Here is a 21,003-nt window from a genome sequence, read left to right on the forward strand (position 1 = left end):
GCCGAGGAGCGGCCGCCTCGCAAGGAGGATCGACCGTGACGGCAGCGAACCCCTATCTGATGTTCGACGGCAACGCCGACGAGGCGTTCGCGTTCTACAAGTCCGTGTTCGGCGGCGAGTTTCCGGTGAAGGTCCGCTACCGGGACATGGGCGGCGGGCCGCCGGGCGCGAGCCGCGAGGTGCTCGACCGCATCGCCCACGTCGCGCTGCCGATCGGTCCGAACAACATGCTGATGGCGAGTGTCGCCATGCCAGGCGACCCGCACACGGTCGGCAACAGCTTCTACATCGCGCTGCACCCGGAGAGCGCCGGGGAGGCCGAGCGGATCTTCGCGGCGCTCGCCGAGGGCGGCCGGGTCGAGATGCCCCTGCAGCGGACCGAGTGGGCGGAGAAGCACGGCCAGTGCGTCGACCGCTTCGGCGTGCAGTGGATGGTGAGCTACGCGGGCGACGTCCAGTTCCAGCCGCCCGAGGGCTGACGCGCGCTGCGGGCTGGCGGAAGGCACGCGCGCTCGGGCGCGGTCGTCTTCACGCCGCCAATAAGCCGGAGCGATGGCGTGATTCGGAGCCGTGATCGGACTGCGCAAAATCGCGGCAAAGCGTGCACGGTTGCGCGACACTCGCCCATCGCGGAAGGTCCCGCATGGCTTGGCTCGTTCTCGTCACCGCAGGCCTCTTCGAGGTCGGCTGGGCCATCGGGCTCAAGTACACGGAGGGATTCACCCGGCTCTGGCCGACGGTGTGGACGGTCGTCGCGATGGCGATCAGCCTCGGGCTGCTCGGGATCGCGATGCGGACGCTGCCGGTCGGCACGGCCTATGCCGTCTGGGTCGGGGTCGGCGCCGTCGGCACGGTGTTCTTCGGCATCGTGCTGCTCGGGGAGCCGGCGAGCGTCGCCCGCCTGCTGAGCGTCGCGCTGATCGTCGCCGGGATCGTCGGCCTCAAGCTCGCGACGCCATCCTGAGCGCGATGAGCGCGCCGTTCCGAGGGCGGCCGGCCGCGGCGGGGCTCGTGTCGCGGACCCGGGGTGGGTAGCATCGCCGGCATGACGCCGAAGTCGATCCTCGTCGCCACCGATCTGACCAGCCGCTGCGACCGCGCGCTCGATCGGGCCGTGCAGCTCGCCGCGGCCTGGCGCGCGAAGCTCGTCGCGCTGCACGTGCTCGAGGAGCGGGAGGCGGAATCCTCGCTGCCGTCGTGGCGACGGGTGTCGGACCCGCAGGAGGCGGCGCGCGCGCGCGTGCGCCGCGACCTGCGCCTCGATCAGGCGAGCGACCTCGAGGTCGACGTCGTCGTCGAGCGCGGCAACCCGGCGGAGCGCATCGTCGAGGTGGTCGAGCGCAACGGCTGCGGGCTCGTCCTGACCGGGGTCGGCCGCGACGAGCTGCTCGGCCGCGAGTCGCTCGGCGCGACGGTGAACACGCTGCTGCGCGCCGCGGGCGTGCCGATCCTCGTCGTCAAGTCACGCCCGCACGGGCCGTACCGCGACGCAGTGGTCGCGACCGACTTCTCGGAAGCCTCGCGTCGTGCGCTCGAGACGGCGCTCGCGCTGTGGCCCGACCTCGGCATCACGCTGCTGCACGGGTTCGGCGTCATCTACGAGGGCTTCCTCGACGACAAGATGTCCGCGCGCGAGGACGCCGCACGCAAGGCGCAGGAGGAATGCCGCGCGTTTCTCGCCGCGACGCCCGCCGCGTCGGGACGCTCCATCGCCACGCTGTGCGAGTACGGCGATCCGGCGACGCTGCTCTTCGACCTGGCGCAGGCGCGCGACATCGACCTGGTCGTGCTCGGCACGGAAGGGCGGCGCGGCGTCGCGCAGCTCTTCCTCGGCAGCGTCGCCGAGCGTGTGGCGACGCAGGTCCCGGTCGACGTGCTGCTGGTGCGGCGTCCGCGCGCGTGAGCGCGCGGCGCACGCTGCGCCGACGCGCTCACTCCGCCGGGACGTCTCGTTCGCCGAGACCTCTCAGTCGAGGCGCTCGATCGTCGGCGGCTGCCAGGCGCCGCTCGTGACCTCGTCCGCCGGCAGGTAGAGGCGCAGCATCAGCGAGAACGGACCCGGCGGGGGCGGCAGCCAGTTGGCCTCGAGCCCCGGCGGCGGCTCCGCCTGCACGTAGATCTCGAGCGAGCCGTCCTCGCCGTAGACCAGGTCCGGCGACCGGTCGCTGATCGCGTAGCGCCGCTGCGGGTTGTCGTAGAGGAAGCGGTCCGCGTCGTAGAGCGTCAAGGACCAAAATGCGTGCACCGGCGGCAGGCCGTCCGGCGCGAAGCGCACGCGGTAGCGGTGCGTGCCGTCGAGCGGCGCGCCGGCTGAGTCCTCGAACGCGTTCGGGTAGATCGCCTCCTCCGGCACGTTCGCGCCCCAGCCGTAGCGCGCGACCGTGGCGCGCCGCTCGAGATCGTCGCCGTAGACGCCGAGGTCGGTGCGCATGCTCCAGCCGTTGATCGTGTCGTTTCCCGCCGCGGCGCTCTCGATGCGCGCGAAGCCGCGCGCGATGCCGGCGCGCAGCGCGGCGAGGATCGCCGGATCGGTGACCTCGGTCGACGGACGGCGGCCGGGGCCGACGCCGAGCGCGGCGAGCCGCTCGACCAGCGCGCGCTGCGCGTCGGTGGTCGGCGGGTTGATCGCGAGCGCGCTGCACAGCTCGTCCCAGAAGCCGAGGTCGTTCGTGCCGGTCTCGGCGGGCGGGCCCGGCGGCGTGCCGAGCGGCGGCGGAGGCGGCGCCGCAGGATCGAGCGGCGTGAGCTTCACCTGCGAGGTGAGCGCCGTGACGTTCGGCACGTCGGCGTCGTCGTAGACCAGCACACGGCCGAGCATGAACGCCTGCGGCGTCGGGATGTCGATGCGCGTCGCTCCCGCCGGCACGTCGCCCTGCCAGCCCGGCGGCGTGAGCAGCCAGGTGCCGCCCCGTCCGTCGGTCGTGCGCGTGCCGAGGTAGGCGAACGACTCGGTGTAGGCGTCGAGGAACTGGAAGGTGTGGTAGCGGTCCGGGATGTCGGGCAGCTCGAGCAGCAGCGGCCCAGGCCGCAGGTCGAGCACGGCGATCGCGTACAGCGTGTCGGTGTTCGGCGCGACCACGACGCGGCTCGACGAGTCGCTGCGCGCCTGCTGCGTGAACGGCTGGTTGACGCCGATCAGGCCGCCGAAGGTCTGCAGCGTGCGCTCGGTGACGACCAGCGGGTAGCCGAAGAGGAAGCCTTCGGTCGCGAGCTCTTCGGGCGTTTGCTCGCTGCCGCGATCGCTGCACGCGGACGCGAGCAGGGCTGCAGCGGCGAGCGCGACGATGATGCGGGACGACATGCGGATGGCACCCTCCGAAAAGAGAAAGCACCGATTGTCGTCGAGCGCCGAGCGGATCGTCAAGACGACGACGCCATGGCGAGAGCCGCGCGCGGTGCGCGAGCGCCGTGCGGTGGTCGCCCGCGCCGGGCTCGTGCGCGAGCGGGACGCCAGGAGCGCGGCGGCTTGCCGACGCTCGCAAATGCGGATACAAATCGGATCATCCAGATGATCCAGATCCGATCCGTACAGCATCCGTACGACACGCCCGAGGTCGCGGCGAGCGCGCTCTCGGCGCTGACCCGCGCCGACGCGATGGGCCTGATCCCGGCCGACGACCGCATCGAGCGGCTCGACCAGCAGACCATGCGCCGCGTGACCCGACGGATCGCGGACCGCGGCATCGGCAAGGCGCTCGTGCTCGAGCTCGACAGCGCCCGCACGAAGCGTGCGAGCGAGCTGCGCCGCATCCTGCGCGAGCTCGCCGCGGTGCTCGAGGAGTCGCCGGTGCCGGACCTCGAGTGGCCGCGTCTGCGCGAGGTGCTGGGGCTCGAGCTGCTCGCGAAGCTGGTCGGCGTCTCGCTGCCGAGCGCGCGGCGCTACCTCGCGGGCGAGCGCACGACGCCCGACGACGTCGCCGCGCGCCTGCACTTCATCGCGCTCGTGGTCGGCGACCTCGCCGGTACGTACGACGAGCTCGGCATCCGGCGCTGGTTCGATCGCCCGCGTTCGGCGCTCGACGGACGCGCGCCGCGCGAGCTGCTCGGGCCGGGCTTCGATCCCGAAGGCGAGGACGCGAAGGCGGTGGCGCGGCTGTCGCGCTCGCTCGCCGGGGCGGTCGCGACGTGATCGGCTTCCGCCACGTCGACGCGCGCTTCCCGTTCCTCTGGGAGAGCGAGCAGCAGCCGGAGGGACGCTGGCACGCGGAAGGCGAGGGCCCCGTGCAGTACTTCGCCGACACGCCCGACGGCGCGTGGGCCGAGCTGCTGCGCCACGAGGAGATCCGCGACGAGGCCGATCTGGCGACGATCCGCCGCGCGCTGTGGGCGGTCGAGCTGCCCGACGAGCCGCTCGCGAAGCCGCGCCTGCCGACCCAGGTCCTGTGCGGCGGCCGCACGAGCTACGCCGCCTGCCAGGAGGAGGCGCGGCGGCTGCGCGCGAGCGGCGCGAAGGGGCTCGTCGCGCCCTCGGCCGCGCTGCGCGAGGGCGACGCGCGCGGCTGGCGCGTCGCGGGCGGGCTCGAGCCCGCCCGCCCGCGCAACGGCAAGGTCATCGTGCTGTTCGGCCGGCGCCCCGATCTCGTCGGCTGGTCCGCGGCGGCGGAGGGCAGGCCGCACCGCACGCTGCTGCCCAAGGTGCGACACTTCCCGCGCGCCCGCACGCGGCGCACCGAGAGCGCGCAGCGCTAGATCGACGGGAGGAAGAGGCTCCCGACAGCGAACGGCCTCGCGTTCAGCCGCCGGGGAGCAGCGGGAGGAAGAAGGTTCCGCCCCTGTAGAAGAAGTTCCCGGACGTGAGGGCGACGGTACCCGTGCCGACGAGGACACCTCCGAGCGCGACCGCGGAGCTCGCGATGGAGACCGCGATGCGCGCGATGTCGGTCAGGTCGTGTTCGCAATCGTCGACGTCGAGCAGGACCTCGAACATCGACCCCGACACGATGTCGTCCTCGCACTCCTCCGCCATCGCGACCACGAGGCGCTGCGGCTCGGTCGGCGGCCAGATGATGGTCGGCGACATGTTGTTCCCGAGCGGGTCGCCGACGTTGCCGGGGGTGATCGACCGCACGCGAGCGATGGCGCTCCCCTTGAGCTCGAACGTGTCACACTCCCCGTTCGGTCCGTCGCAGACGCCCCCTTCGGGGACGCGGCGGTACACCACGGGGAGGGCGTTGGCGGCGAGGAAGAACCCGTCTTGGGGCACGATGACGTCGACCGTGAGGGTCGCCGTCGCGCCAGCCTCCATCGTGCCGAGCTCGCAGGTCACGAGGATCTTCGCCGGACCCGTGGGCGGCACCACGAAGACCGTCGGAAGAAGGGTGCCGCGCGAGCACGAGCGGGCTTCCTCCACCTCCCCCGGTTGTCCGTTCTCGACGAGCCTCGTCACGATCTCCAGCACGGGCGAGAGCTCGAGATCGACCACCGCCGCGACGGTGTGCGGGCCGTTGTTCTTGACGTCGATGGTGTGGCGGACGATGGAGGCGCTCGGGTCGACGAACTCGACGTTGTTGTCGACCTGGAGGTCCGCGGTCAGGACCTCGATGACGTTCAGCTTGATGCAGTCGGGCATCCCATCGCCGTTGACGTCGTCGACGTCGATCGAGCAGCCGCACGCGCTCGCGGCGGTCTTGTGGGGGTTGGTGGGGCACTCGTCGACGTCGTCGGTCGCGCCGTCGCCGTCGGTGTCCAGCGTCGTGAACGTGGCATCGACGACGATGAGGGGCGGGGCCTGAGGAGGGGGCGGTGGCGGCGGAACCTCGCGGCAATCCGCAACGCCGTTCCCGTTGGCGTCGGTATCGGGCTGGTTGCAGCCACAGGCGAGCGGCTCGACCTTGAACGGGTCGTCCGGGCACAGGTCGCGGATTCCGCAGCGCGCGGTGACGAGGTCGGCGCAGTGCAGGAGCTGCTCCGAGGTGGGGGTCAGGACGTGGATGTCATCGTCGACGTCGAGGCAAGCACATTGGTTCGTCGTGGCGATGAGCTGGACCGGGTCCTGCGAGCAGGACAGCCCACCCGGCTCGGTGGTGGTGCCCGTCGTCGGGCCGGTCACGTGCGGCGGGAAGAAGCAGACGCCGACCTCCGCCGCCTCGAGCTGCGCACCGGTCCAGCACGGGCAGTCGTCGACGATCGACTGGCAGGAGCCCTGCACGCACACGTCGTAGGTCGCCGGCGAGCCGTCGTCGCAGCCGCCGCAGGTGATGAGCCCGCCGCAGCCGTCGGGAACGGTGCCGCACTGGGCGCCGACGTCGCCGCACGTCTTCGGTACGCACGTGACCGGTGTCGGCGTCGGGAGCGGCACGACCGGCTCGGGCGCGGGCGCGCCGCAGCTCGCCGCGACGAGCGCCCGGCAGCTCTCCTTCTGCTCCTCGGTCAGCGACACGAAGGGGATGTCGCCCGAATCCGTCATGCACATGCACGACGACGTCTCCGCCCGCACCTGGGCGACCGCGACAGCCACCGTGCCGTCGTTCGCGGAGCACTGCACGGGCTCGGCGGCGTCGAAGAACGCCGCGTTCGGCGCGACGAGTCCGGGCTCCGTGGGGAAGCAGGTCACGATCCCGGCGGCGCCGAGCTGCGCGCCGGTGAAGCAGGGGCAGGTGTCCGGGATCGAGCGACACTCGCCTTTGACGCAGACGTCGAACGTGCTGCGGTTGCGGTCGTTGCACTTGCCGCACTGCTCGACCTCGGCGAACAGCCCCTCGAGCGTCGCGATCAGGGACTCGGTGTCGAACACGAAGAAGTCGCGCAGCCCCGGATCCATCTGCCGCTCGACGCCCTTGCCGAGGAGCTGACGGAGAAGCTGCTTCGCGTTGTTCAGCGCCGCGCGGCGCAGGTTCTTGCCGCGCACCGTCTTGCCTTGCGCGAGCGCCGAGTCGGCGTCGACGAGCTTCGCTTCGATGCGGTCGACCTTCATCCCGAGGTTCTTCCGCAGCCCGGGACGCGTCACCTGCGCGACGTCGTCGCGCAGCCAGCCGATCCAGCACTGCGCGGTTTCGAGGCTCGCTTCCGGAGGGCAGAAGTCCTGTCCGTGCGCTGCGGTGGGGAGCAAGAGGGAGAGGGCGAGCGCGATCGGCGCGAGGAGCCGGGCTTTCCCCTGCGAGCGGATGTCCGACGATGCCACTGTCGTACCCATGCGAGCCTCCTCGCAACGAAAGATTTTGCTGCATGGTGCGCCGCCGTTGCGGCGATCGTCACGAGGAGAATTTCCGCAAATTCGTGCGTAACTCCACGCTGGCTGCGGCGCAGTGAATGATTTTCGTTGCAGTGCAAGAACTTGGTCTTGACGATGCGCCGCGTTGCTTCGCGGTGCGGCGCTTCGCGAGGGCCGGTGGCGCGCGTCCGCGGTCGTCGTCGTGCCTCTCCCTGACGCGAACGCCGTCGCTTCGACTTCGCGCCCGTGGCAACGTCGTGGGATGGCACACGACTTCAGTCTCTTCGGTGACGAGCACGTTCGGCAGTACGAGGCGACGGGCGGCAAGATCGGCCACGACTGGAACGGCGCGAGCTGCCTGATCCTGCACACGATCGACCGCAAGACCGGCAAGACGCGCAAGTTCCCGCTGATCTACGGACGCGACGGCGAGGACTACGTGGTCGTCGCGTCGAAGGGCGGCGCGCCGGACCACCCCGGCTGGTACAAGAACCTGCTCGCGCACCCCGAGGTGACGATCCAGGTGTGGGACCAGGTCATCCCGGTCACGGCGCGCACCGGGACGCCGGAGGACAAGAAGCGGGTCTGGCCGATCATGACCCGTCAGTGGCCGGACTACGACAAGTACCAGGCGGGCACCAAGCGCGACATCCCGGTCGTCCTGCTGCGTCCGCGCTGAGCTGCGCGGACGACGCGGCTCGCACCGTCGCCGACCATCCGGCTGGCGCCGCGCGCGCGTCGGACGATGACGTCGTGCGCGCTGCTCGCGGCGCGCGTGCGCGCGTCGCTCGCTGCTGGAGAAGGAGGAGGGGGATCAGCCCATGGCCCGCTACGTCGACGGCTTCGTCATCCCGGTTCCGAAGAAGAACGTCGCGCTCTACCGCAAGATCGCTCGCAAGCCCGGCAAGATCTGGATGGAGCACGGCGCGCTCCAGTACGTCGAGTGCGTCGGCGACGACCTCGACCAGGGCAAGCTCCTCACGCCGTTCCCGCGTGCGGCGCGCACCAAGCCCGGTGAGACCGTGATCTTCTCGTTCATCGTCTACCGCTCGCGCGCGCACCGCGACCGCGTCGACGCGCGCGTCATGAAGGCTCCGCGCCTCGCGAAGCTCGGCGCGCTCGGGACGCCGTTCGAGTCGAAGCGGATGGTGTACGGCGGCTTCCGGACGCTGGTCGATCTGTGACCACGACGCGCGGGCCGGGTGCGAGATGCACACCGGCCCGCGCCACCACCCCCGCCGCCGCGCTCAGGGCACCGCCACGCTGATGTTGCACTTCTTCGCGACGTCCGCGCCGGGGCCGCCGTGGCAGTGGTCCGTGCCGCTGCCGCCGTTCAAGCGGTCCTTGCCGGCGTTGCCCCGGAGCGTGTCGTTGCCGCGACCTCCGTTCAGGAAGTCGTGGCGCGCGCCGCCGTACAGGCTGTCGTCGCCACCCTGACCGAACAGCCTGTCGTCGCCGGGCCCGCCGAGGAGCACGTCGTTGCCCGGTCCGCCGCAGATTCTGTCGTTGCCGGCGCCGCCACGGATCACGTCGCCGCCGCCGCGGCCGACGATGACGTCGCTTCCGCTCGTGCCGTGGATGAGGTCTCCCGCCGGCGTGCCCACGATGGTCGCCGGCATGCCGTCGCAGAGCGGCGTCCCGCCGGTGGCGAGGAAGACGTCGTCGATGTTCATCGTCAGCGGCGGATCGCCCTTCCTCACCAGGGAGACGACGAGGTTCACGCTGTTCGTCCCCTCCGGCAGGACGATCGGCGCCTTCTGGCTGCCGATCGTGAGCGGGATCCACGTGCCGCGCGGCACCTCGCTCGACGTTGCCTGGAACAGCTCATCGCCCAGGGTGTTCTTCGAGCAGTTGCCGTCGGGGTGGGCGTGGAGCCGCAGCTGGGCGGCGGCGCCCGCCGTCTGCCCCTCGCGCAGGCGGACCTTGGCGCCGGCGAAGAGCTTCTTGCCGCCCTGGATCTCGGGCCCCGAAAGGCAGCGCGAGATGCTCATGATGACGTACTGCGGCGACGTGTTGTCGAGCTCGAGCGAGCCCGACAGGGCGGAGCCGCTCGCGTCGCGCGTTTTGTCCAAGCGGACCGTGCCGGTCGGAGCGCAGCAGGTGCTCCAGGGGAAGAGGTGGCTGTCGAACTTGCCGTTGAGCAGCAGATCGAGCGCCTCGGACGAGCCGCTCGTGGCGAGCACGGCGACGGTCGCGAGCAGCGCGGGGATGATCTTGTGCATGGCGTCTGTCCTCCGAGCCGGAGTCGTGCGTCCGGCTTCGTGGGTGGGTCGTTTGAGCGCGGTGAACCCGGTTCACGCGCGCGGCGTCGCGTCGGCGCCGCGATGCGCTCGCCAGGTCCCCCGGCGTGCTCGCCAGCGCCGTGGCGCGCTCGCCGGGGCGGACGTCGCGGCGAGCGCCCGCGCGCTCGCCTCAGGCGTCCGCCGAGCGCTCGAGCTCGACGAGCCGCCGCTCGAGGAAGCGGCGCTCGGGCTCCTGGCGGGTGAGCTCGAGGGCGCGCCGGTACGCCGTGCGCGCCTCCATGGTCCGCCCGAGCCGCCGGCAGAGGTCGGCGCGCGCCGCGTGCGCGAACAGGTAGTCCGCGAGCTCGCCGCGCCCGAGCAGCGCGTCGACGAGCGCGAGGCCCGCCTCCGGTCCGTCGCGCATCGCGACCGCCACCGCGCGGTTCAGCTCGACGATCGGCGACGGCGTCAAGCGCAGAAGGATGTCGTACAGCGCGACGATCTGCGGCCAGTCGGTCTCGGCCGGCGTCCGCGCCTGCGCGTGCACGCCGGCGATCGCGGCCTGCAGCGTGTAGGGCCCGAAGCGACGCGTCGCGAGCGCGCGCTCGACGAGCTCGAGGCCCTCCGCGATCATCTCGCGGTTCCACAGCGTGCGGTCCTGGTCGTCGAGCAGCACGAGGTCGCCGTCGCCGGTCGTGCGCGCGGCGCGCCGGCTCTCGTGCAGCAGCATCAGCGCGAGCAGCCCGATCGCCTCGGGCTCGGGCAGCAGCTCGACCAGCAAGCGCCCCAGGCGGATCGCCTCGCCGGACAGGTCGGGCCGGGTCAGCGAGTCGCCGGAGGACGCCGAGTAGCCCTCGTTGAACACCAGGTAGATGACGTGCAGCACGGTATCGAGCCGCTCGGGCAGCTCGGCGCGCGACGGCACCTGGTAGGGGATGCGCGCGTCGCGGATCTTCGCCTTGGCGCGCACGATGCGCTGCGCGATCGTCGGCGGCGCGGCGAGAAACGCGCGCGCGATCTCCTCGGTCGTGAGCCCGCAGATCTCGCGCAGCGTGAGCGCGATCTGCGCCTCGGGCGTGAGCGCCGGGTGGCAGCAGGTGAAGATGAGGCGCAGGCGGTCGTCCTCGACCTCGTGCTCGTCGCGTCCCGCGGCGTCCTCCGCCTCGGCCGCGAGGCGCTCGGCGATCTCGCCCTGCGAGGCGTCGAAGCGCGCGCGGCGGCGGAGCGCGTCGATCGCCTTGAAGCGCCCGGTCGACACCAGCCAGGCGCGCGGGTTCTCGGGCTCGCCGTCGATCGGCCAGCGCTCGACCGCGGCGGCGAACGCGGTGTGCAGCGCCTCCTCGGCGAGGTCGAAGTCGCCGAGCAGGCGGATCAAGGTCGCGAGCACGCGACGCGACTCGCTGCGGTAGAGCGCGTCGACCCGCTCGCGGATGCGTGCGGTCGCCTCCTCGTTCATCGGCGATCGCTCTGCGACGGGCGCGTCTCGACCATCGCTACCTCTCCGTCGGCTCGAGCCGCTTCACCGGACGGACCTCGACGCAGCCGAAGCGCGCCGGCGGGATCCGCGCCGCGAGCTGGATCGCTTCGTTCAGGTCGCGCGCCTCGATCAGGACGAAGCCGCCGAGCTGCTCCTTGGTCTCGAGGAGCGGGCCGTCGCTGGTCGTGATCCGCCCGCCGGCGCGCGGTCGCACGATGGCCGCGCTGCGCGCGCTCTCGAGCGCCTGACCGAGGATGAAGTGCCCGCTCTCGCGCAGCTCCTGGTCGTAGGCGAGCGCCTCGCGCACGAGGGCGTCGTACTCGCTGGGGCTGAGGGTATCCAACGTGTGTTCGTCGTAATAGATCATGCACGCGTACTTCATGCTGCCCTCGTCTCGGTGGCTCGGTGATGGACCGTTCGCTCGGTCGTGCCGTGAGTGGTCGAGCGGAGAGCGCGTGAATCGACATCCGGCTGTCGATTTCGGGCAGAGCCGTTCGACTAGGTGACGAAAGCGCCCCGGGTCGCTCCCGGTGGCGCGGGCCAAGTGGACGTTCACACGGAGAAAGGAGCGACGATGAGCGGGGTACGGCTGCTCGTGGGGACGCGGAAAGGCGCCTTCGTCCTCACCTCGGACGGCAAGCGCGAGCGCTGGGACGTGAGCGGCCCGCACTTCGCGGGCTGGGAGATCTACCACCTGAAGGGCTCGCCGGCGGACCCGAACCGGATCTACGCCTCGCAGTCGAGCGGCTGGTTCGGCCAGCTGATCCAGCGCTCGGACGACGGCGGCAAGACCTGGGAGGCGGTCGGCAACGAGTTCACCTACGACGGCGTCCCCGGCACCCACCAGTGGTACGACGGCACGCCGCACCCCTGGGAGTTCGCGCGCGTCTGGCACCTCGAGCCCTCGCTCGACGACCCGGACACGGTGTACGCCGGCGTCGAGGACGCGGCGCTGTTCAAGACCACCGACGGCGGCAAGACCTGGCGCGAGCTCTCGGGGCTCCGCAAGCACGGCTCCGGTCCGTACTGGCAGCCCGGTGCCGGCGGCATGTGCCTGCACACGATCGTGCTCGACCCGCGCGACCAGCGCCGCATCTTCGTCGCCATCTCGGCGGCGGGCGCGTTCCGCAGCGACGACGGCGGCAAGAGCTGGAAGCCGATCAACCGCGGACTCCATTCGGAGGGCATCCCCGACCCCGACGCCGAGGTCGGTCACTGCGTGCACCGCATCGCGCTGCACCCCTCGCGTCCCGACGTGCTGTTCATGCAGAAGCACTGGGACGTGATGCGCAGCGACGACGGCGGCGAGAGCTGGCGCGAGGTGAGCGGCAACCTGCCGAGCGACTTCGGCTTCCCGATCGACGTCCACGCGCACGAGCCGGAGACGATCTACGTCGTGCCGATCAAGAGCGACTCGGAGCACTTTCCGCCCGACGGCCAGCTGCGCGTCTACCGCAGCCGCACGGGCGGCAACGAGTGGGAGCCGCTCACCGACGGGCTGCCGCAGCGCGACTGCTACGTGAACGTCCTGCGCGACGCGATGTCGGTCGACCGGCTCGACCCGTGCGGGATCTACTTCGGCACGACCGGCGGACAGGTCTACGCGTCGGCGAACGGCGGCGACTCGTGGACCGCGATCGTGCGCGACCTGCCGCCGGTGCTGTCGGTGGAAGCGCAGACCCTGCCATGACCGACGTCTCCGTGCAGACGCGCACCATCCGCGTCGTGCTGCCGGCGCACCTGCGCAAGCTCGCGCGCGTCGACGGCGAGGTCGCGCTCGAGGTCGCGGGCGACGTCACGCTCGGCGCCGTGCTCGATGCGCTCGAGGCGCGCTTCCCGGTGCTGCGCGGCACGATGCGCGACCACGCGCGCCAGCGCCGCCGTCCGTTCGTGCGATTCTTTGCTTGCGAGCAGGACCTGTCGCACGATCCGGCGGACACGCGCTTGCCGGACGCGGTCGTGCGCGGCGCGGAGCCCTTCCTGGTCGTCGGCGCGATGGCCGGCGGCTGAACCCCTTCACGATTCACGACGGAGAGCGAGACGAATGAAGTACATGCTGCTGATCTACGGCGACGAGAGGGAGCTCGACGACGAGTACCGCGAGGGCTGCTACCGCGAGTCCTCGGAGCTCGCCCACGAGCTCGCGAAGAAGGGAGCCTACGTCGGGGCGTCGCCGCTCCACCCGACCTCGACCGCGACCAGCGTGCGCGTCCGCGACGGCCGGCGCATGGTCACCGACGGCCCCTTCGCCGAGACGCGCGAGCAGCTCGGCGGCTTCTACATGGTCGACGTGCCGAACCTCGACGAGGCGATCGCGATCGCGGCGCGCATCCCGATGGCGAAGAAGGGCACGATCGAGATCCGCCCGGTGATGGAGCTGCCGAGCCTGCCGCCCTGGCAGGTCGGGACGGGCGAGGAGGGACGCTGAGGACGTTGACGCCGTGCGCCCGTCCTGGCACGGCGGTGCCGGGGTCGGAGCCGCGACCTCTGGACTTCACCCCGTCAAGCGATCGAGGATCGGGCGGACGCACGGTGCGTCGATCAGGAGGGAAGCGATGCGGGTGCTAGCGAATCCATACTTGACGTTCGACGGCCGCTGTCGCGAGGCGTTCGAGTTCTACGCCAAGCTCCTCGGCGGAGAGATCGAGGGCATCATGACCCACGGCGAGTCGCCCTCGGCCGGCGAGGTTCCCGCGCCGTGGCGCAGCAAGGTGATGCACGCGCAGCTCAACCTGCGCGACTCGGTGCTGATGGGCTCGGACGCGACGCCCGAGCGCTACGAGCGCCCGACGGGGTTCGCGATCGCCGTGCACGTCGACTCCGCGGCCGAGGCGAAGCGCGTATTCGACGCGCTCGCCGAGGGCGGCCGGGTCGACATGCCGCTGCAGGAGACCTTCTGGGCGAAGCGCTTCGGCATGGTCACCGACCGCTTCAACATCCCCTGGATGGTGAACTACTCGCCCGCGTCCTGAGGCGCGGGAGAGCGGATCGCGGCGTGGGCATCGCGAGCACGGCGCGCGCGCGGGCGGGTTCTTCGCTCGCCCGCGCCGCGCTCGCGCTCGCGCTGCTCGCCGCGTGCGCGGACGTGCGCGCGCGGCTCGGTGACGGACGGGAGACATCGCCGAGAGCGGCGGATGTCTTGCGCTTGACGCCGTACGCCGGTGTGCCGCCGCAGGACGTTTCGGCTTCGCCCGGCGCGCCGCTGCTCGACGCGTCGCCGTCTGCTGTGTCCGTCGCGGACGCCGTCACCGCCGACGCCGACACGCCACCCACCGCGTTCGCCCGCGGCGACTTCGACGGCGACGGGACCACCGACGTCGCCGCCGCCTGGGACGCGCCCGAGCGCCGCACGCTGGTCGTGCTCGACGGACGGCGCGCACCGCTCGAGCGCCTGCCGCCGCGCGCCTACGTCCGCGCGCTGCACGCGGCGGACCTCGACGGCGACGCGCGCGACGAGCTGCTCGCGGGCTACGCGCGCTCGGGCGCGCGCGGCTCGCTGAGCGGCGTCGCGCTGCTCGAGCTCGACGGGCGCGGTCGCTGGCGGCGGCGCTGGCGCTTCGAGGAGCGCGCGCCGGGCGGCGTCACCGCGCTCACCAGCGCGGATCTCGACGCCGACGGCGCGCGCGACCTGGTCGCGCTCGGCCGCGGCGGACGGAGCTGGATCTTCCTCGGCGCCGCGGACCACGGCTTCGTGCGCGTCGCGCAGGCGCTGCCGGCGATCGAGCGCTGCGACGGCCGCGCGATCGCCGCGCGTGACCTCGACGGCGACGGCCGCATCGAGCTCGTCGCGCGCTGGGAGGACGACGCCGGCGCGCTCGCGCCCGAGCGCTGCCCGAGCGGCGGCGGCGTCGCCGCGTGGACCGTCGAGCCCGCAGAAAATTGACACTATGTACAATTCACGCTAGCACGGCCGCTCGTGACGACGGCGGCAAAGACGACCGCGAGGCGCACGCCGGCGAAGCGCAGCTACCTGCCGGCCGACCGCCGGCGCGCCGAGCTGCTCGCGGTCGCGGCGCGCATCGTTCTCGAGCGCGGCTGGCGCGCGCTCACCATGAAGGGGCTGGCCGACGCGGCCGGGGTGAGCCGCCAGCTCGTCTACCAGCACTTCCCGGATCTGCCGGAGCTGCTGGTCGCGGTCACGGAGCACCTCTACGAGCGCGCACGCGAGGCGACGGTCGCGATCATCGAGCAGGGCGCCGCCGAGGATCCCGGCACCGTCGCGCAGCGCAGCTACGAGCTCTACCTCGAGCTGCCGCCCGAGCAGCGCCGCATCCTGCGCGCGCTCAGCGCCGCTTCGGCGAGCGACGTCCCCGATCTGCACCGCGCGCAGCGCTACGTGCGCGACAAGATCCTCGAGCTGTGGACGCCGGACGTGCGCGAGCGCACGGCGCTGCCGCCGAAGACGGCACGCGCGCTCGCCTGGATGATGATCAACGCGGTGTGGGGTCTCGCCGACCTGGTCGACGACGGCGAGATCGCGCTGCCGCAGGCGCGCACGCTGCTCGGCCGCTTCGCGCGCCTCGTCGCGCAGCCATCGAACGCCGTGTCGTCAAGCAAAGCGCGCGCGAACGGCGCGCGGCCGCGGCGTCCGCGTCGCACGAAGAGCAAGAGCAAGAAAGGAACGTTTTCGTGAAGCCCTACCGCCTGCACGGCATGGTGCAGTCCTACTTCACCCGCAAGATGACCGGGTACCTCGAGTACAAGGGCATCCCGTACCTGCTGCGTCGCTTCTACGGCATGTCCGAGGAGTCGCTGGCGGCGGGCTTCCCCGGCGGCATCCCCGCGATGCAGACGCCGGACGGCGAGTGGATGTGGGACTCGACGGCGATGATCCACCACCTCGAGCTGCGCTTCCCCGAGCGCAGCGTGCTGCCCGACGATCCCGTGCAGCGCTTCCTCGCCTACGTCATCGAGGACGCGGCCGACGAGTGGTACTACCGCGTCGCCGTCGGCTCGCGCTGGAGCTTCGAGGAGAACCACCGTGTCGGCGGCTGGGAGCTCGCGCGCGACTTCACCGTGCGCACGCCGATCCCCTGCGAGCAGGCCTACGCCGCGACCGGCGCGCACGTCACCGCGTCGCTCGCGCCGCTCGGCGTGACGCCGGACAACGTGCAGCGCTGGATGGACGAGGTGCTGCGGCCGTGGCTGCGCGTCGCGGGCGCGCACCTCGCGGCGCGACCGTACGTGTTCGGCGAGCGCGCCTCGCTCGCCGACTTCGGGATCTTCGGCGGCAACGCGGCACACTTCGTCAACGACCCGCTGTGCCGGCGCTGGGTCGACGAGGACGCGCCGGCGCTCGTGCTGCACACGAACCGTCTGCTCGAGCCCGAGGATCAGCCCTTCGGCGACTGGGACGACGCCCGCGAGCTCGCGCCGACGCTGCTCGATCTGCTGCGCGAGCTCGGCCGCATGTACCTGCCGTGGGTGAGCCGCGCGTGCGTCGACGGCGAGGCGGACCTCACGTTTTCGGACGGCACGACGGTGCGGATCCGCGCCACCGACTTCCTGCGCGAGGCGCGCGGCGTGTTGCTCGCGCGCTACGTCGCGCTGCGCAGCCCCGAGCTCGACGCCGTGCTCGAGCGCGCCGGGCTGCTACGCTACTTCGCGGACTACGTCGGCCACGCGACCACGGTGCCCGATTACGCGGCGCCGCCGCGCCCGGCTCTGAACCGGCCGTTCCCGCCGGCTTGACGTTCGAGGAGAAGCGCCATGTGCCGCAGCATCAAGACGCTGCACAACTTCGAGCCGCCCGCGACCGACGAGGAGATCCGCGCCGCGTCGCTGCAGTTCGTGCGCAAGATCGCCGGCGCGACGCGGCCGTCGAAGGCCAACGCGGCGGTGTTCGAGCGCGCCGTCGAGCGCGTGACCGAGGCCGCGCGCGAGCTGCTCGCAGGGCTGGTCACGACGGCGCCGCCGCGCAGCCGCGAGGCGGAGGCGGCGCGCGCTCGGGCGCGGGCGGCGGCGCGCTTCGCGACGCCGGCGACCTGACCCCGAACGAATTCTTCGTCGCGCCACGGCGGGCGCGGCGACGATCCGTGGTACGCTCGCGCCGGGGGGAGACGCCATGGCGTGGTTCGACGACTTCCGCGGCAAGAGCGTCATCGTCACCGGCGCATCGAGCGGCATCGGACGGGAGACGGCGCTCGCCTTCGGCAGCGTCGGCGCGCACGTCGTGTTGGTCGCGCGCCGGCGCGGCGAGCTCGACGCGGTCGCGGAGCAGATCCGCGCCGCGGGCGGCAAGGCGCTGGTCGCGCCGGCCGATGTGACGCACCAGCCCGCGGTCTACGACGTCATGCTCGACGCGCGCGACGCCTTCGGACGCGTCGACCTGGTGGTGAACAACGCCGGCGTGCTGGTCCCGTCGACGGTCGAGAGCCTCGAGGCGTCCGACCTCGAGGCGATGCTGCGGGTCAACCTCTTCGGCGCGCTGTTCGTGATGCAGGCCGCCGTCCGTCAGATGCGCGAGCAGGGCGGCGAGGGGACGATCATCAACGTCGGCTCGCTCGCCGGGCGACGCGGCATCTCGCCGCTCGGCGGCTACTGCGCGACCAAGTTCGCGCTCGTCGGGCTGACCGAGGCGCTGCGCACCGAGCTGCACACGACGAAGATCCACGTCGGCCTCGTCCTGCCCGGCGTCATCGAGACGCCGATGGCGCACGGTCCCGACCAGGAGCTCGAGAACCTGTGGCCCGCGCGGCTCAACATGCCGCCGTCGTGGGTGGTGTGGGCGATCTTCGCGGCGGCGCGCTTTCGTCTGGTCGAGATCTCGGTGCCGCCGGGGGCCGCGACCCTCGAGAAGCTCGCCGCGCTCGCGCCCGGCATGGCGGACTCGGTCGTCTACTGGGGCTCGCAGGCGTCGCAGTGGCTGTCGCGCCTGCTGCGCCGGAGCTGAGAGGCTCAGTCGGCGCGCGCGCTCGCGCTCGCTTGCCGCAGCTCGCGCACCGCGCGCAGCACCTCGGGGCCGAGCCAGTCCTGCGAGACGCGCAGCGCCCCCTCGGGCGAGAAGTGCACGAAGTCGTGCCGCAGCCCGACGTCGAACTCGCCCTCCGGCCGCTCCTGCATGTGCCGCGCGAGGTCGACGACGCGCATGCGATCGGGGTACTCGCGCGCGACCTCGCGGATCAGCTCGTTCAGCCGGTCGATGCGCGCCGGCTCGGAGGCCGCGATCTCGGACACCGTCGGCTTGCCCGTCGGGCCGAGCGCGCGGATGTGCGGTGACGTGAGCCAGACGACGGACGCACCGCTCTCGGTCAGCGCCTCGACGGCGGCGACGATGGCGTCGCGCGTCGCGGCGTCAAGCACGGGATCGCCGAGCGCGCGCGGCGGATCGTCCGGGGAGCGGCGGCGGTTGCGCACCTCCCACGGACCGACGAGCACGATCGCGACGTCCGGACGGTCCTCGACGACCTTCGCCTTCCAGCGCTCGAGCGCGCCGTGGCACTTCTTGTTCTCTGGCGCCCAGCGGCCGAACTTCTCCATCTCGCCGAAGACGAAGAGGCCGCAGCCGAGGTCCGTCACGCCGCCGGCGGGGCGCGCCTCCTCGCCGTCGCGCAACCAGGCCGCGAGGCCGTTCCACAGCGAGAACGCCGTCGAGTCGCCGAACATCGCGATCCGCGGCAGACGGGCGTTCGCAGGCTCGAGGCCGAGCGCGGCGCGCGCCATGTTGCGCGCGATCACCGCCTGCACGGGGATCGAGATCGGGCTCGTCACCACCGCGGCCGCCGCGACCAGCAGCAGCGCGAGCACGCTCGCCCAGGCGAGACGCCGACCGGGCAGCACGGAGGCGCGTCGCACCGGTCGCTCGAGGAAGCGGTACGAGAGCCCGGCGAGCGCGAGCGTCACCGCGAGGCGGAGCGCGAAGAGCGCGGGCGCCGGAAGGCCGGTGCGCTCCGCGGAGAGCAGCATGAAGATCGGCCAGTGGAAGAGGTAGGCGCCGTACGACACCTCGCCGACCCAGCGCAGCCAGCGCGCCGAGAGCGCGCTGCGCACTGCACCCTGCGGCTGCAGCGCCGCCGCGATGACGAGCGCCGACAGCACCGCGTAGCCGGCGAAGCCGCCGTGGTAGAGCCACGCGTCGCCGACCGTCGCGCGGCTCCACGCGAGCAGGATGACGAGCGCCGCCGCGACGCCCAGCGCGGGGAGCGCGCCTGCGGCGCGCCACGGCGCGTAGCCGCGCGAGCGGCGCAGCAGCGCGAGCAGCGCCCCCACGAGCAGCTCCACCGCGCGCGCGTCGGTGCCGTAGTAGAGACGGTGCTGCGCCTCCTCGATCGTCGGCACCGTGAAGCACACCGCGATCGACGCCACGCACAGCACGACGCAGGCGACCGCGAGCGCGCGCACGCCGCGGCGCAGCAGCAGCCCCGCCACGAGCGGGAAGACGAGGTAGAACTGCCCCTCGATCGCGAGCGACCAGAAGTGCTGCAGCGGCGAAGGGTCGGTGAAGATCAGCTCGTAGGCGTACTCCGCGCTGACGTAGCGCCAGTTGACGACGTAGAGCAGCGTCGCGAGCGCATCGAGCTCGAGGCGCACCCACTGCGCCGGCGAGAGCCACAGCGGCGCGCTCACCACCACGGCGGCGACGGTCAGCAGCGCGGCCGGCAGCAGACGCCGCACGCGCCGCTCCCAGAAGCGGCGCAGCGAGAGCCGTCCGCTCGCGTCGCGCTCGGCGACCAGCAGCGTCGTGATGAGGAAGCCCGAGAGCGTGAAGAAGGTCGAGACGCCGAGGAAGCCGCCCGACGCCCAGGTGAAGCCGGAGTGGAACAGCAGCACGGCGAGCACGCACGCGCCGCGCAGGCCGTCGAGGGCCGGCTCGTAGGCGAGCGCGTCGGACGCGCGTCGTGGCGAAGCGTCGAGCGCGACCGCTTCTTGCGAACGTGGGAGGTGCATGCCGTGGGCCTCCGCCGGGGCCGACGATCCACTAGCGGCAGGCGCCGTTCGGCTCAACGCAGTTTCTCGAGCGCTTGCGCCGCCGCGTGCGGCACGCCGACGGGGCCGGCGGCTCGACGCCGCGGCGCGCGCCGGACGTCGATCACGCGGCTCGCGCTTCGCCGCGGCGTCGGGAAGGGCGCGGACGCCGTCAGCCGTGAATCCACTTGCACCAAGATCGGTGACGTGGCTTTGCAGCGGCATGACCAAGCGCATCGCCATGCTCGCGACCCTGGCGCTCTTCGCTGGCGCATCGACCGCCTGCTTCGGACTGTTCACGCGCGAGGATCCGGCGCCGAGCACGTCGTCGACCGATCCGTGCGCCGGGCTCACCGGCGCGGCGCGCGCCGATTGCGAGTCACGCTCGGGCTCCGGACGCTGAGCTCGCGCCGCCGTCGCACGTCATGCCCACCGTGTACGGCACGTTCGTCGCCGCCGGCTGCGTGACCGGCGTGCTCTGGCTCGAGCGCCGGCGCGAGCGCCTCGGGCTCGACGAGAACGGCTTCTGGATCGCGATCTGGCTCATGGTGCTCGGCGCCGTGGTCGGCGCGAAGGGGCTGTTCGTCGTCCTCGGCTGGGAGCACTACGCACGCGGCGAGCTGCGCTTCTGGCGCGACTTCGGGGTGGGCTTCGTGTTCTTCGGCGGGCTCGCGGGTGCTGCGCTCGCGGGCCTCGCGTACGCGCGCTGGCGCAGGCTGAGCTTCGTCCGCGGCGCCGACTACTTCGCGGTCGCGGTCCCGCTCGGCCATGCGATCGGCCGCGTCGGCTGCTTCTTCGCCGGCTGCTGCGCGGGGCACCCGCCGCACCCGGTGCAGCTCTACGAATCCGCGGGGCTGCTGCTGATCGCGTGGGCGGCGTCGAGCGTGCTCGCGCGCGTCGAGACGGGCGCGCTCGCGCCGGGCACGGCGTTTCGCACCTACCTCGGGCTCTACGGGCTGCTGCGCTTCGCGCTCGACCCGCTGCGCGCCGACGGCCGCCCCGAGCGCTTTCTCGGCCTCTCGCACCAGCAGGGAATCGCGCTCGCGCTGATCGCGGTCGCGCTCGCCTGGCCGTGGCTCGTGCGCATGGCGACGAGCCTCGGGAGCTCGACCACGAGCACTTCCTCGTCGAGCAGGGATGGGCGGCAGCTCGCGTAGCAGAAGCTCGCGCGCGCGACGCGCGCACCTCAGGTCCGGCTGCTCGAGTGGCTCGCGCAGCTCTTCACCGAGCCCTCCGCCGCCCGGACGCTC

Annotated in this window: 24 protein-coding genes; 18 read left to right on the top strand and 6 right to left on the bottom strand. The window is 72.4% G+C overall.

The features are described 5' to 3' along the window. Positions 1-35 precede the first annotated feature (35 nt). The 3 genes from VIS07_08265 (at position 36) to VIS07_08275 (ending at position 1,903) form a co-directional block, all read left to right on the top strand. The gene (locus tag VIS07_08265; protein ID HEY8515493.1) at positions 36-479 is read left to right on the top strand and encodes a VOC family protein; all 444 of its coding nucleotides are present in this window, start codon (positions 36-38) and stop codon (positions 477-479) included. Between the two features lie 164 nt (positions 480-643). Beyond that, positions 644-964, top strand: coding sequence for a quaternary ammonium compound efflux SMR transporter SugE (gene sugE / locus VIS07_08270; GenBank protein ID HEY8515494.1), 321 nt, complete (start codon positions 644-646; stop codon positions 962-964). Positions 965-1,027: 63 nt separating this feature from the next. Beyond that, complete coding sequence (locus VIS07_08275; protein ID HEY8515495.1) at positions 1,028-1,903, top strand: universal stress protein; 876 nt, start codon at positions 1,028-1,030, stop codon at positions 1,901-1,903. A gap of 63 nt (positions 1,904-1,966) precedes the next feature. Here the strand turns inward: VIS07_08275 and VIS07_08280 are convergent, their stop codons facing one another. Further along, the gene (locus tag VIS07_08280) at positions 1,967-3,301 is read right to left on the bottom strand and encodes a DUF1254 domain-containing protein (protein ID HEY8515496.1); all 1,335 of its coding nucleotides are present in this window, start codon (positions 3,299-3,301) and stop codon (positions 1,967-1,969) included. Between the two features lie 207 nt (positions 3,302-3,508). On the opposite strand from VIS07_08280, the gene VIS07_08285 reads away from it, so the two are divergent. Then, positions 3,509-4,129 carry a hypothetical protein gene (locus VIS07_08285; protein ID HEY8515497.1) on the top strand — a complete coding sequence of 207 codons (621 nt, stop codon included), beginning with the start codon at positions 3,509-3,511 and terminating at the stop codon, positions 4,127-4,129. Then, positions 4,126-4,689, top strand: a complete 564-nt coding sequence (locus VIS07_08290; protein HEY8515498.1) for an RES family NAD+ phosphorylase — start codon at positions 4,126-4,128, stop codon at positions 4,687-4,689. The genes VIS07_08285 and VIS07_08290 overlap by 4 nt, the downstream gene beginning before the upstream one ends. 43 nt (positions 4,690-4,732) lie before the next feature. Here the strand turns inward: VIS07_08290 and VIS07_08295 are convergent, their stop codons facing one another. Further along, entirely contained in the window at positions 4,733-7,132 is a 2,400-nt protein-coding gene (locus VIS07_08295) for a hypothetical protein (protein ID HEY8515499.1), read from the bottom strand. Between the two features lie 280 nt (positions 7,133-7,412). Here VIS07_08295 and VIS07_08300 point away from each other — a divergent pair, with 280 nt between their 5' ends. Beyond that, complete coding sequence (locus VIS07_08300; protein HEY8515500.1) at positions 7,413-7,829, top strand: nitroreductase family deazaflavin-dependent oxidoreductase; 417 nt, start codon at positions 7,413-7,415, stop codon at positions 7,827-7,829. Between the two features lie 142 nt (positions 7,830-7,971). Beyond that, positions 7,972-8,334: a DUF1428 domain-containing protein gene (locus VIS07_08305; protein ID HEY8515501.1), complete on the top strand. Its 363-nt coding sequence runs from the start codon at positions 7,972-7,974 to the stop codon at positions 8,332-8,334. Positions 8,335-8,397: 63 nt separating this feature from the next. Here VIS07_08305 and VIS07_08310 read toward each other — a convergent pair whose 3' ends face one another. From VIS07_08310 to VIS07_08320, 3 genes are all read right to left on the bottom strand, one after another. Continuing rightward, the gene (locus tag VIS07_08310; protein ID HEY8515502.1) at positions 8,398-9,372 is read right to left on the bottom strand and encodes a calcium-binding protein; all 975 of its coding nucleotides are present in this window, start codon (positions 9,370-9,372) and stop codon (positions 8,398-8,400) included. A gap of 190 nt (positions 9,373-9,562) precedes the next feature. Then, positions 9,563-10,804 (bottom strand): RNA polymerase sigma factor, encoded by a 1,242-nt coding sequence (locus VIS07_08315; protein HEY8515503.1) that lies wholly within the window; start codon positions 10,802-10,804, stop codon positions 9,563-9,565. 61 nt (positions 10,805-10,865) lie between these two features. Beyond that, on the bottom strand, positions 10,866-11,231 hold the full coding sequence (locus VIS07_08320; protein HEY8515504.1) for a YciI family protein: 366 nt from the start codon (positions 11,229-11,231) through the stop codon (positions 10,866-10,868). Positions 11,232-11,423: 192 nt separating this feature from the next. Here VIS07_08320 and VIS07_08325 point away from each other — a divergent pair, with 192 nt between their 5' ends. From VIS07_08325 to VIS07_08365, 9 genes are all read left to right on the top strand, one after another. Continuing rightward, the gene (locus tag VIS07_08325; GenBank protein ID HEY8515505.1) at positions 11,424-12,539 is read left to right on the top strand and encodes an exo-alpha-sialidase; all 1,116 of its coding nucleotides are present in this window, start codon (positions 11,424-11,426) and stop codon (positions 12,537-12,539) included. Beyond that, positions 12,536-12,859, top strand: coding sequence for a MoaD/ThiS family protein (locus VIS07_08330; GenBank protein HEY8515506.1), 324 nt, complete (start codon positions 12,536-12,538; stop codon positions 12,857-12,859). Before VIS07_08325 ends, VIS07_08330 begins: the two co-directional genes overlap by 4 nt. Positions 12,860-12,893: 34 nt before the next feature. Next, positions 12,894-13,277 (top strand): YciI family protein, encoded by a 384-nt coding sequence (locus VIS07_08335; GenBank protein ID HEY8515507.1) that lies wholly within the window; start codon positions 12,894-12,896, stop codon positions 13,275-13,277. 127 nt (positions 13,278-13,404) lie between these two features. After that, the gene (locus tag VIS07_08340) at positions 13,405-13,821 is read left to right on the top strand and encodes a VOC family protein (protein ID HEY8515508.1); all 417 of its coding nucleotides are present in this window, start codon (positions 13,405-13,407) and stop codon (positions 13,819-13,821) included. Positions 13,822-13,844: 23 nt separating this feature from the next. Next, complete coding sequence (locus VIS07_08345; protein ID HEY8515509.1) at positions 13,845-14,732, top strand: VCBS repeat-containing protein; 888 nt, start codon at positions 13,845-13,847, stop codon at positions 14,730-14,732. Between the two features lie 33 nt (positions 14,733-14,765). Then, positions 14,766-15,482 (top strand): TetR/AcrR family transcriptional regulator, encoded by a 717-nt coding sequence (locus tag VIS07_08350; protein ID HEY8515510.1) that lies wholly within the window; start codon positions 14,766-14,768, stop codon positions 15,480-15,482. Continuing rightward, positions 15,479-16,540 (top strand): glutathione S-transferase family protein, encoded by a 1,062-nt coding sequence (locus tag VIS07_08355; protein HEY8515511.1) that lies wholly within the window; start codon positions 15,479-15,481, stop codon positions 16,538-16,540. Before VIS07_08350 ends, VIS07_08355 begins: the two co-directional genes overlap by 4 nt. Before the next feature lie 18 nt (positions 16,541-16,558). Continuing rightward, positions 16,559-16,837 (top strand): DUF2277 domain-containing protein, encoded by a 279-nt coding sequence (locus VIS07_08360; GenBank protein HEY8515512.1) that lies wholly within the window; start codon positions 16,559-16,561, stop codon positions 16,835-16,837. Positions 16,838-16,913: 76 nt separating this feature from the next. Next, positions 16,914-17,741: an SDR family oxidoreductase gene (locus VIS07_08365; protein ID HEY8515513.1), complete on the top strand. Its 828-nt coding sequence runs from the start codon at positions 16,914-16,916 to the stop codon at positions 17,739-17,741. 5 nt (positions 17,742-17,746) lie between these two features. Here VIS07_08365 and VIS07_08370 read toward each other — a convergent pair whose 3' ends face one another. Further along, the gene (locus tag VIS07_08370; protein HEY8515514.1) at positions 17,747-19,735 is read right to left on the bottom strand and encodes an acyltransferase family protein; all 1,989 of its coding nucleotides are present in this window, start codon (positions 19,733-19,735) and stop codon (positions 17,747-17,749) included. Positions 19,736-19,976: 241 nt separating this feature from the next. Here VIS07_08370 and VIS07_08375 point away from each other — a divergent pair, with 241 nt between their 5' ends. After that, positions 19,977-20,156: a hypothetical protein gene (locus tag VIS07_08375; GenBank protein HEY8515515.1), complete on the top strand. Its 180-nt coding sequence runs from the start codon at positions 19,977-19,979 to the stop codon at positions 20,154-20,156. A gap of 22 nt (positions 20,157-20,178) precedes the next feature. Next, positions 20,179-20,910, top strand: coding sequence for a prolipoprotein diacylglyceryl transferase family protein (locus VIS07_08380; GenBank protein HEY8515516.1), 732 nt, complete (start codon positions 20,179-20,181; stop codon positions 20,908-20,910). Positions 20,911-21,003: the final 93 nt, after the last annotated feature.

The organism is Candidatus Binatia bacterium, assembly GCA_036563615.1.
Classification (GTDB): domain Bacteria; phylum Desulfobacterota; class Binatia; order UBA12015; family UBA12015; genus DATCMB01.

Coding starts and splice junctions, on each gene's coding strand:
- VIS07_08370 (HEY8515514.1), bottom strand. CDS start 19,735: ATGCACCTCCCACGTTCGCAAGAAGCGGTCGCGCTCGACGCTTCGCCA.
- VIS07_08285 (HEY8515497.1), top strand. CDS start 3,509: ATGATCCAGATCCGATCCGTACAGCATCCGTACGACACGCCCGAGGTC.
- VIS07_08320 (HEY8515504.1), bottom strand. CDS start 11,231: ATGAAGTACGCGTGCATGATCTATTACGACGAACACACGTTGGATACC.
- VIS07_08310 (HEY8515502.1), bottom strand. CDS start 9,372: ATGCACAAGATCATCCCCGCGCTGCTCGCGACCGTCGCCGTGCTCGCC.
- sugE (HEY8515494.1), top strand. CDS start 644: ATGGCTTGGCTCGTTCTCGTCACCGCAGGCCTCTTCGAGGTCGGCTGG.
- VIS07_08380 (HEY8515516.1), top strand. CDS start 20,179: ATGCCCACCGTGTACGGCACGTTCGTCGCCGCCGGCTGCGTGACCGGC.
- VIS07_08305 (HEY8515501.1), top strand. CDS start 7,972: ATGGCCCGCTACGTCGACGGCTTCGTCATCCCGGTTCCGAAGAAGAAC.
- VIS07_08360 (HEY8515512.1), top strand. CDS start 16,559: ATGTGCCGCAGCATCAAGACGCTGCACAACTTCGAGCCGCCCGCGACC.
- VIS07_08335 (HEY8515507.1), top strand. CDS start 12,894: ATGAAGTACATGCTGCTGATCTACGGCGACGAGAGGGAGCTCGACGAC.
- VIS07_08340 (HEY8515508.1), top strand. CDS start 13,405: ATGCGGGTGCTAGCGAATCCATACTTGACGTTCGACGGCCGCTGTCGC.
- VIS07_08300 (HEY8515500.1), top strand. CDS start 7,413: ATGGCACACGACTTCAGTCTCTTCGGTGACGAGCACGTTCGGCAGTAC.
- VIS07_08330 (HEY8515506.1), top strand. CDS start 12,536: ATGACCGACGTCTCCGTGCAGACGCGCACCATCCGCGTCGTGCTGCCG.
- VIS07_08375 (HEY8515515.1), top strand. CDS start 19,977: ATGACCAAGCGCATCGCCATGCTCGCGACCCTGGCGCTCTTCGCTGGC.
- VIS07_08295 (HEY8515499.1), bottom strand. CDS start 7,132: ATGGGTACGACAGTGGCATCGTCGGACATCCGCTCGCAGGGGAAAGCC.
- VIS07_08365 (HEY8515513.1), top strand. CDS start 16,914: ATGGCGTGGTTCGACGACTTCCGCGGCAAGAGCGTCATCGTCACCGGC.
- VIS07_08325 (HEY8515505.1), top strand. CDS start 11,424: ATGAGCGGGGTACGGCTGCTCGTGGGGACGCGGAAAGGCGCCTTCGTC.
- VIS07_08280 (HEY8515496.1), bottom strand. CDS start 3,301: ATGTCGTCCCGCATCATCGTCGCGCTCGCCGCTGCAGCCCTGCTCGCG.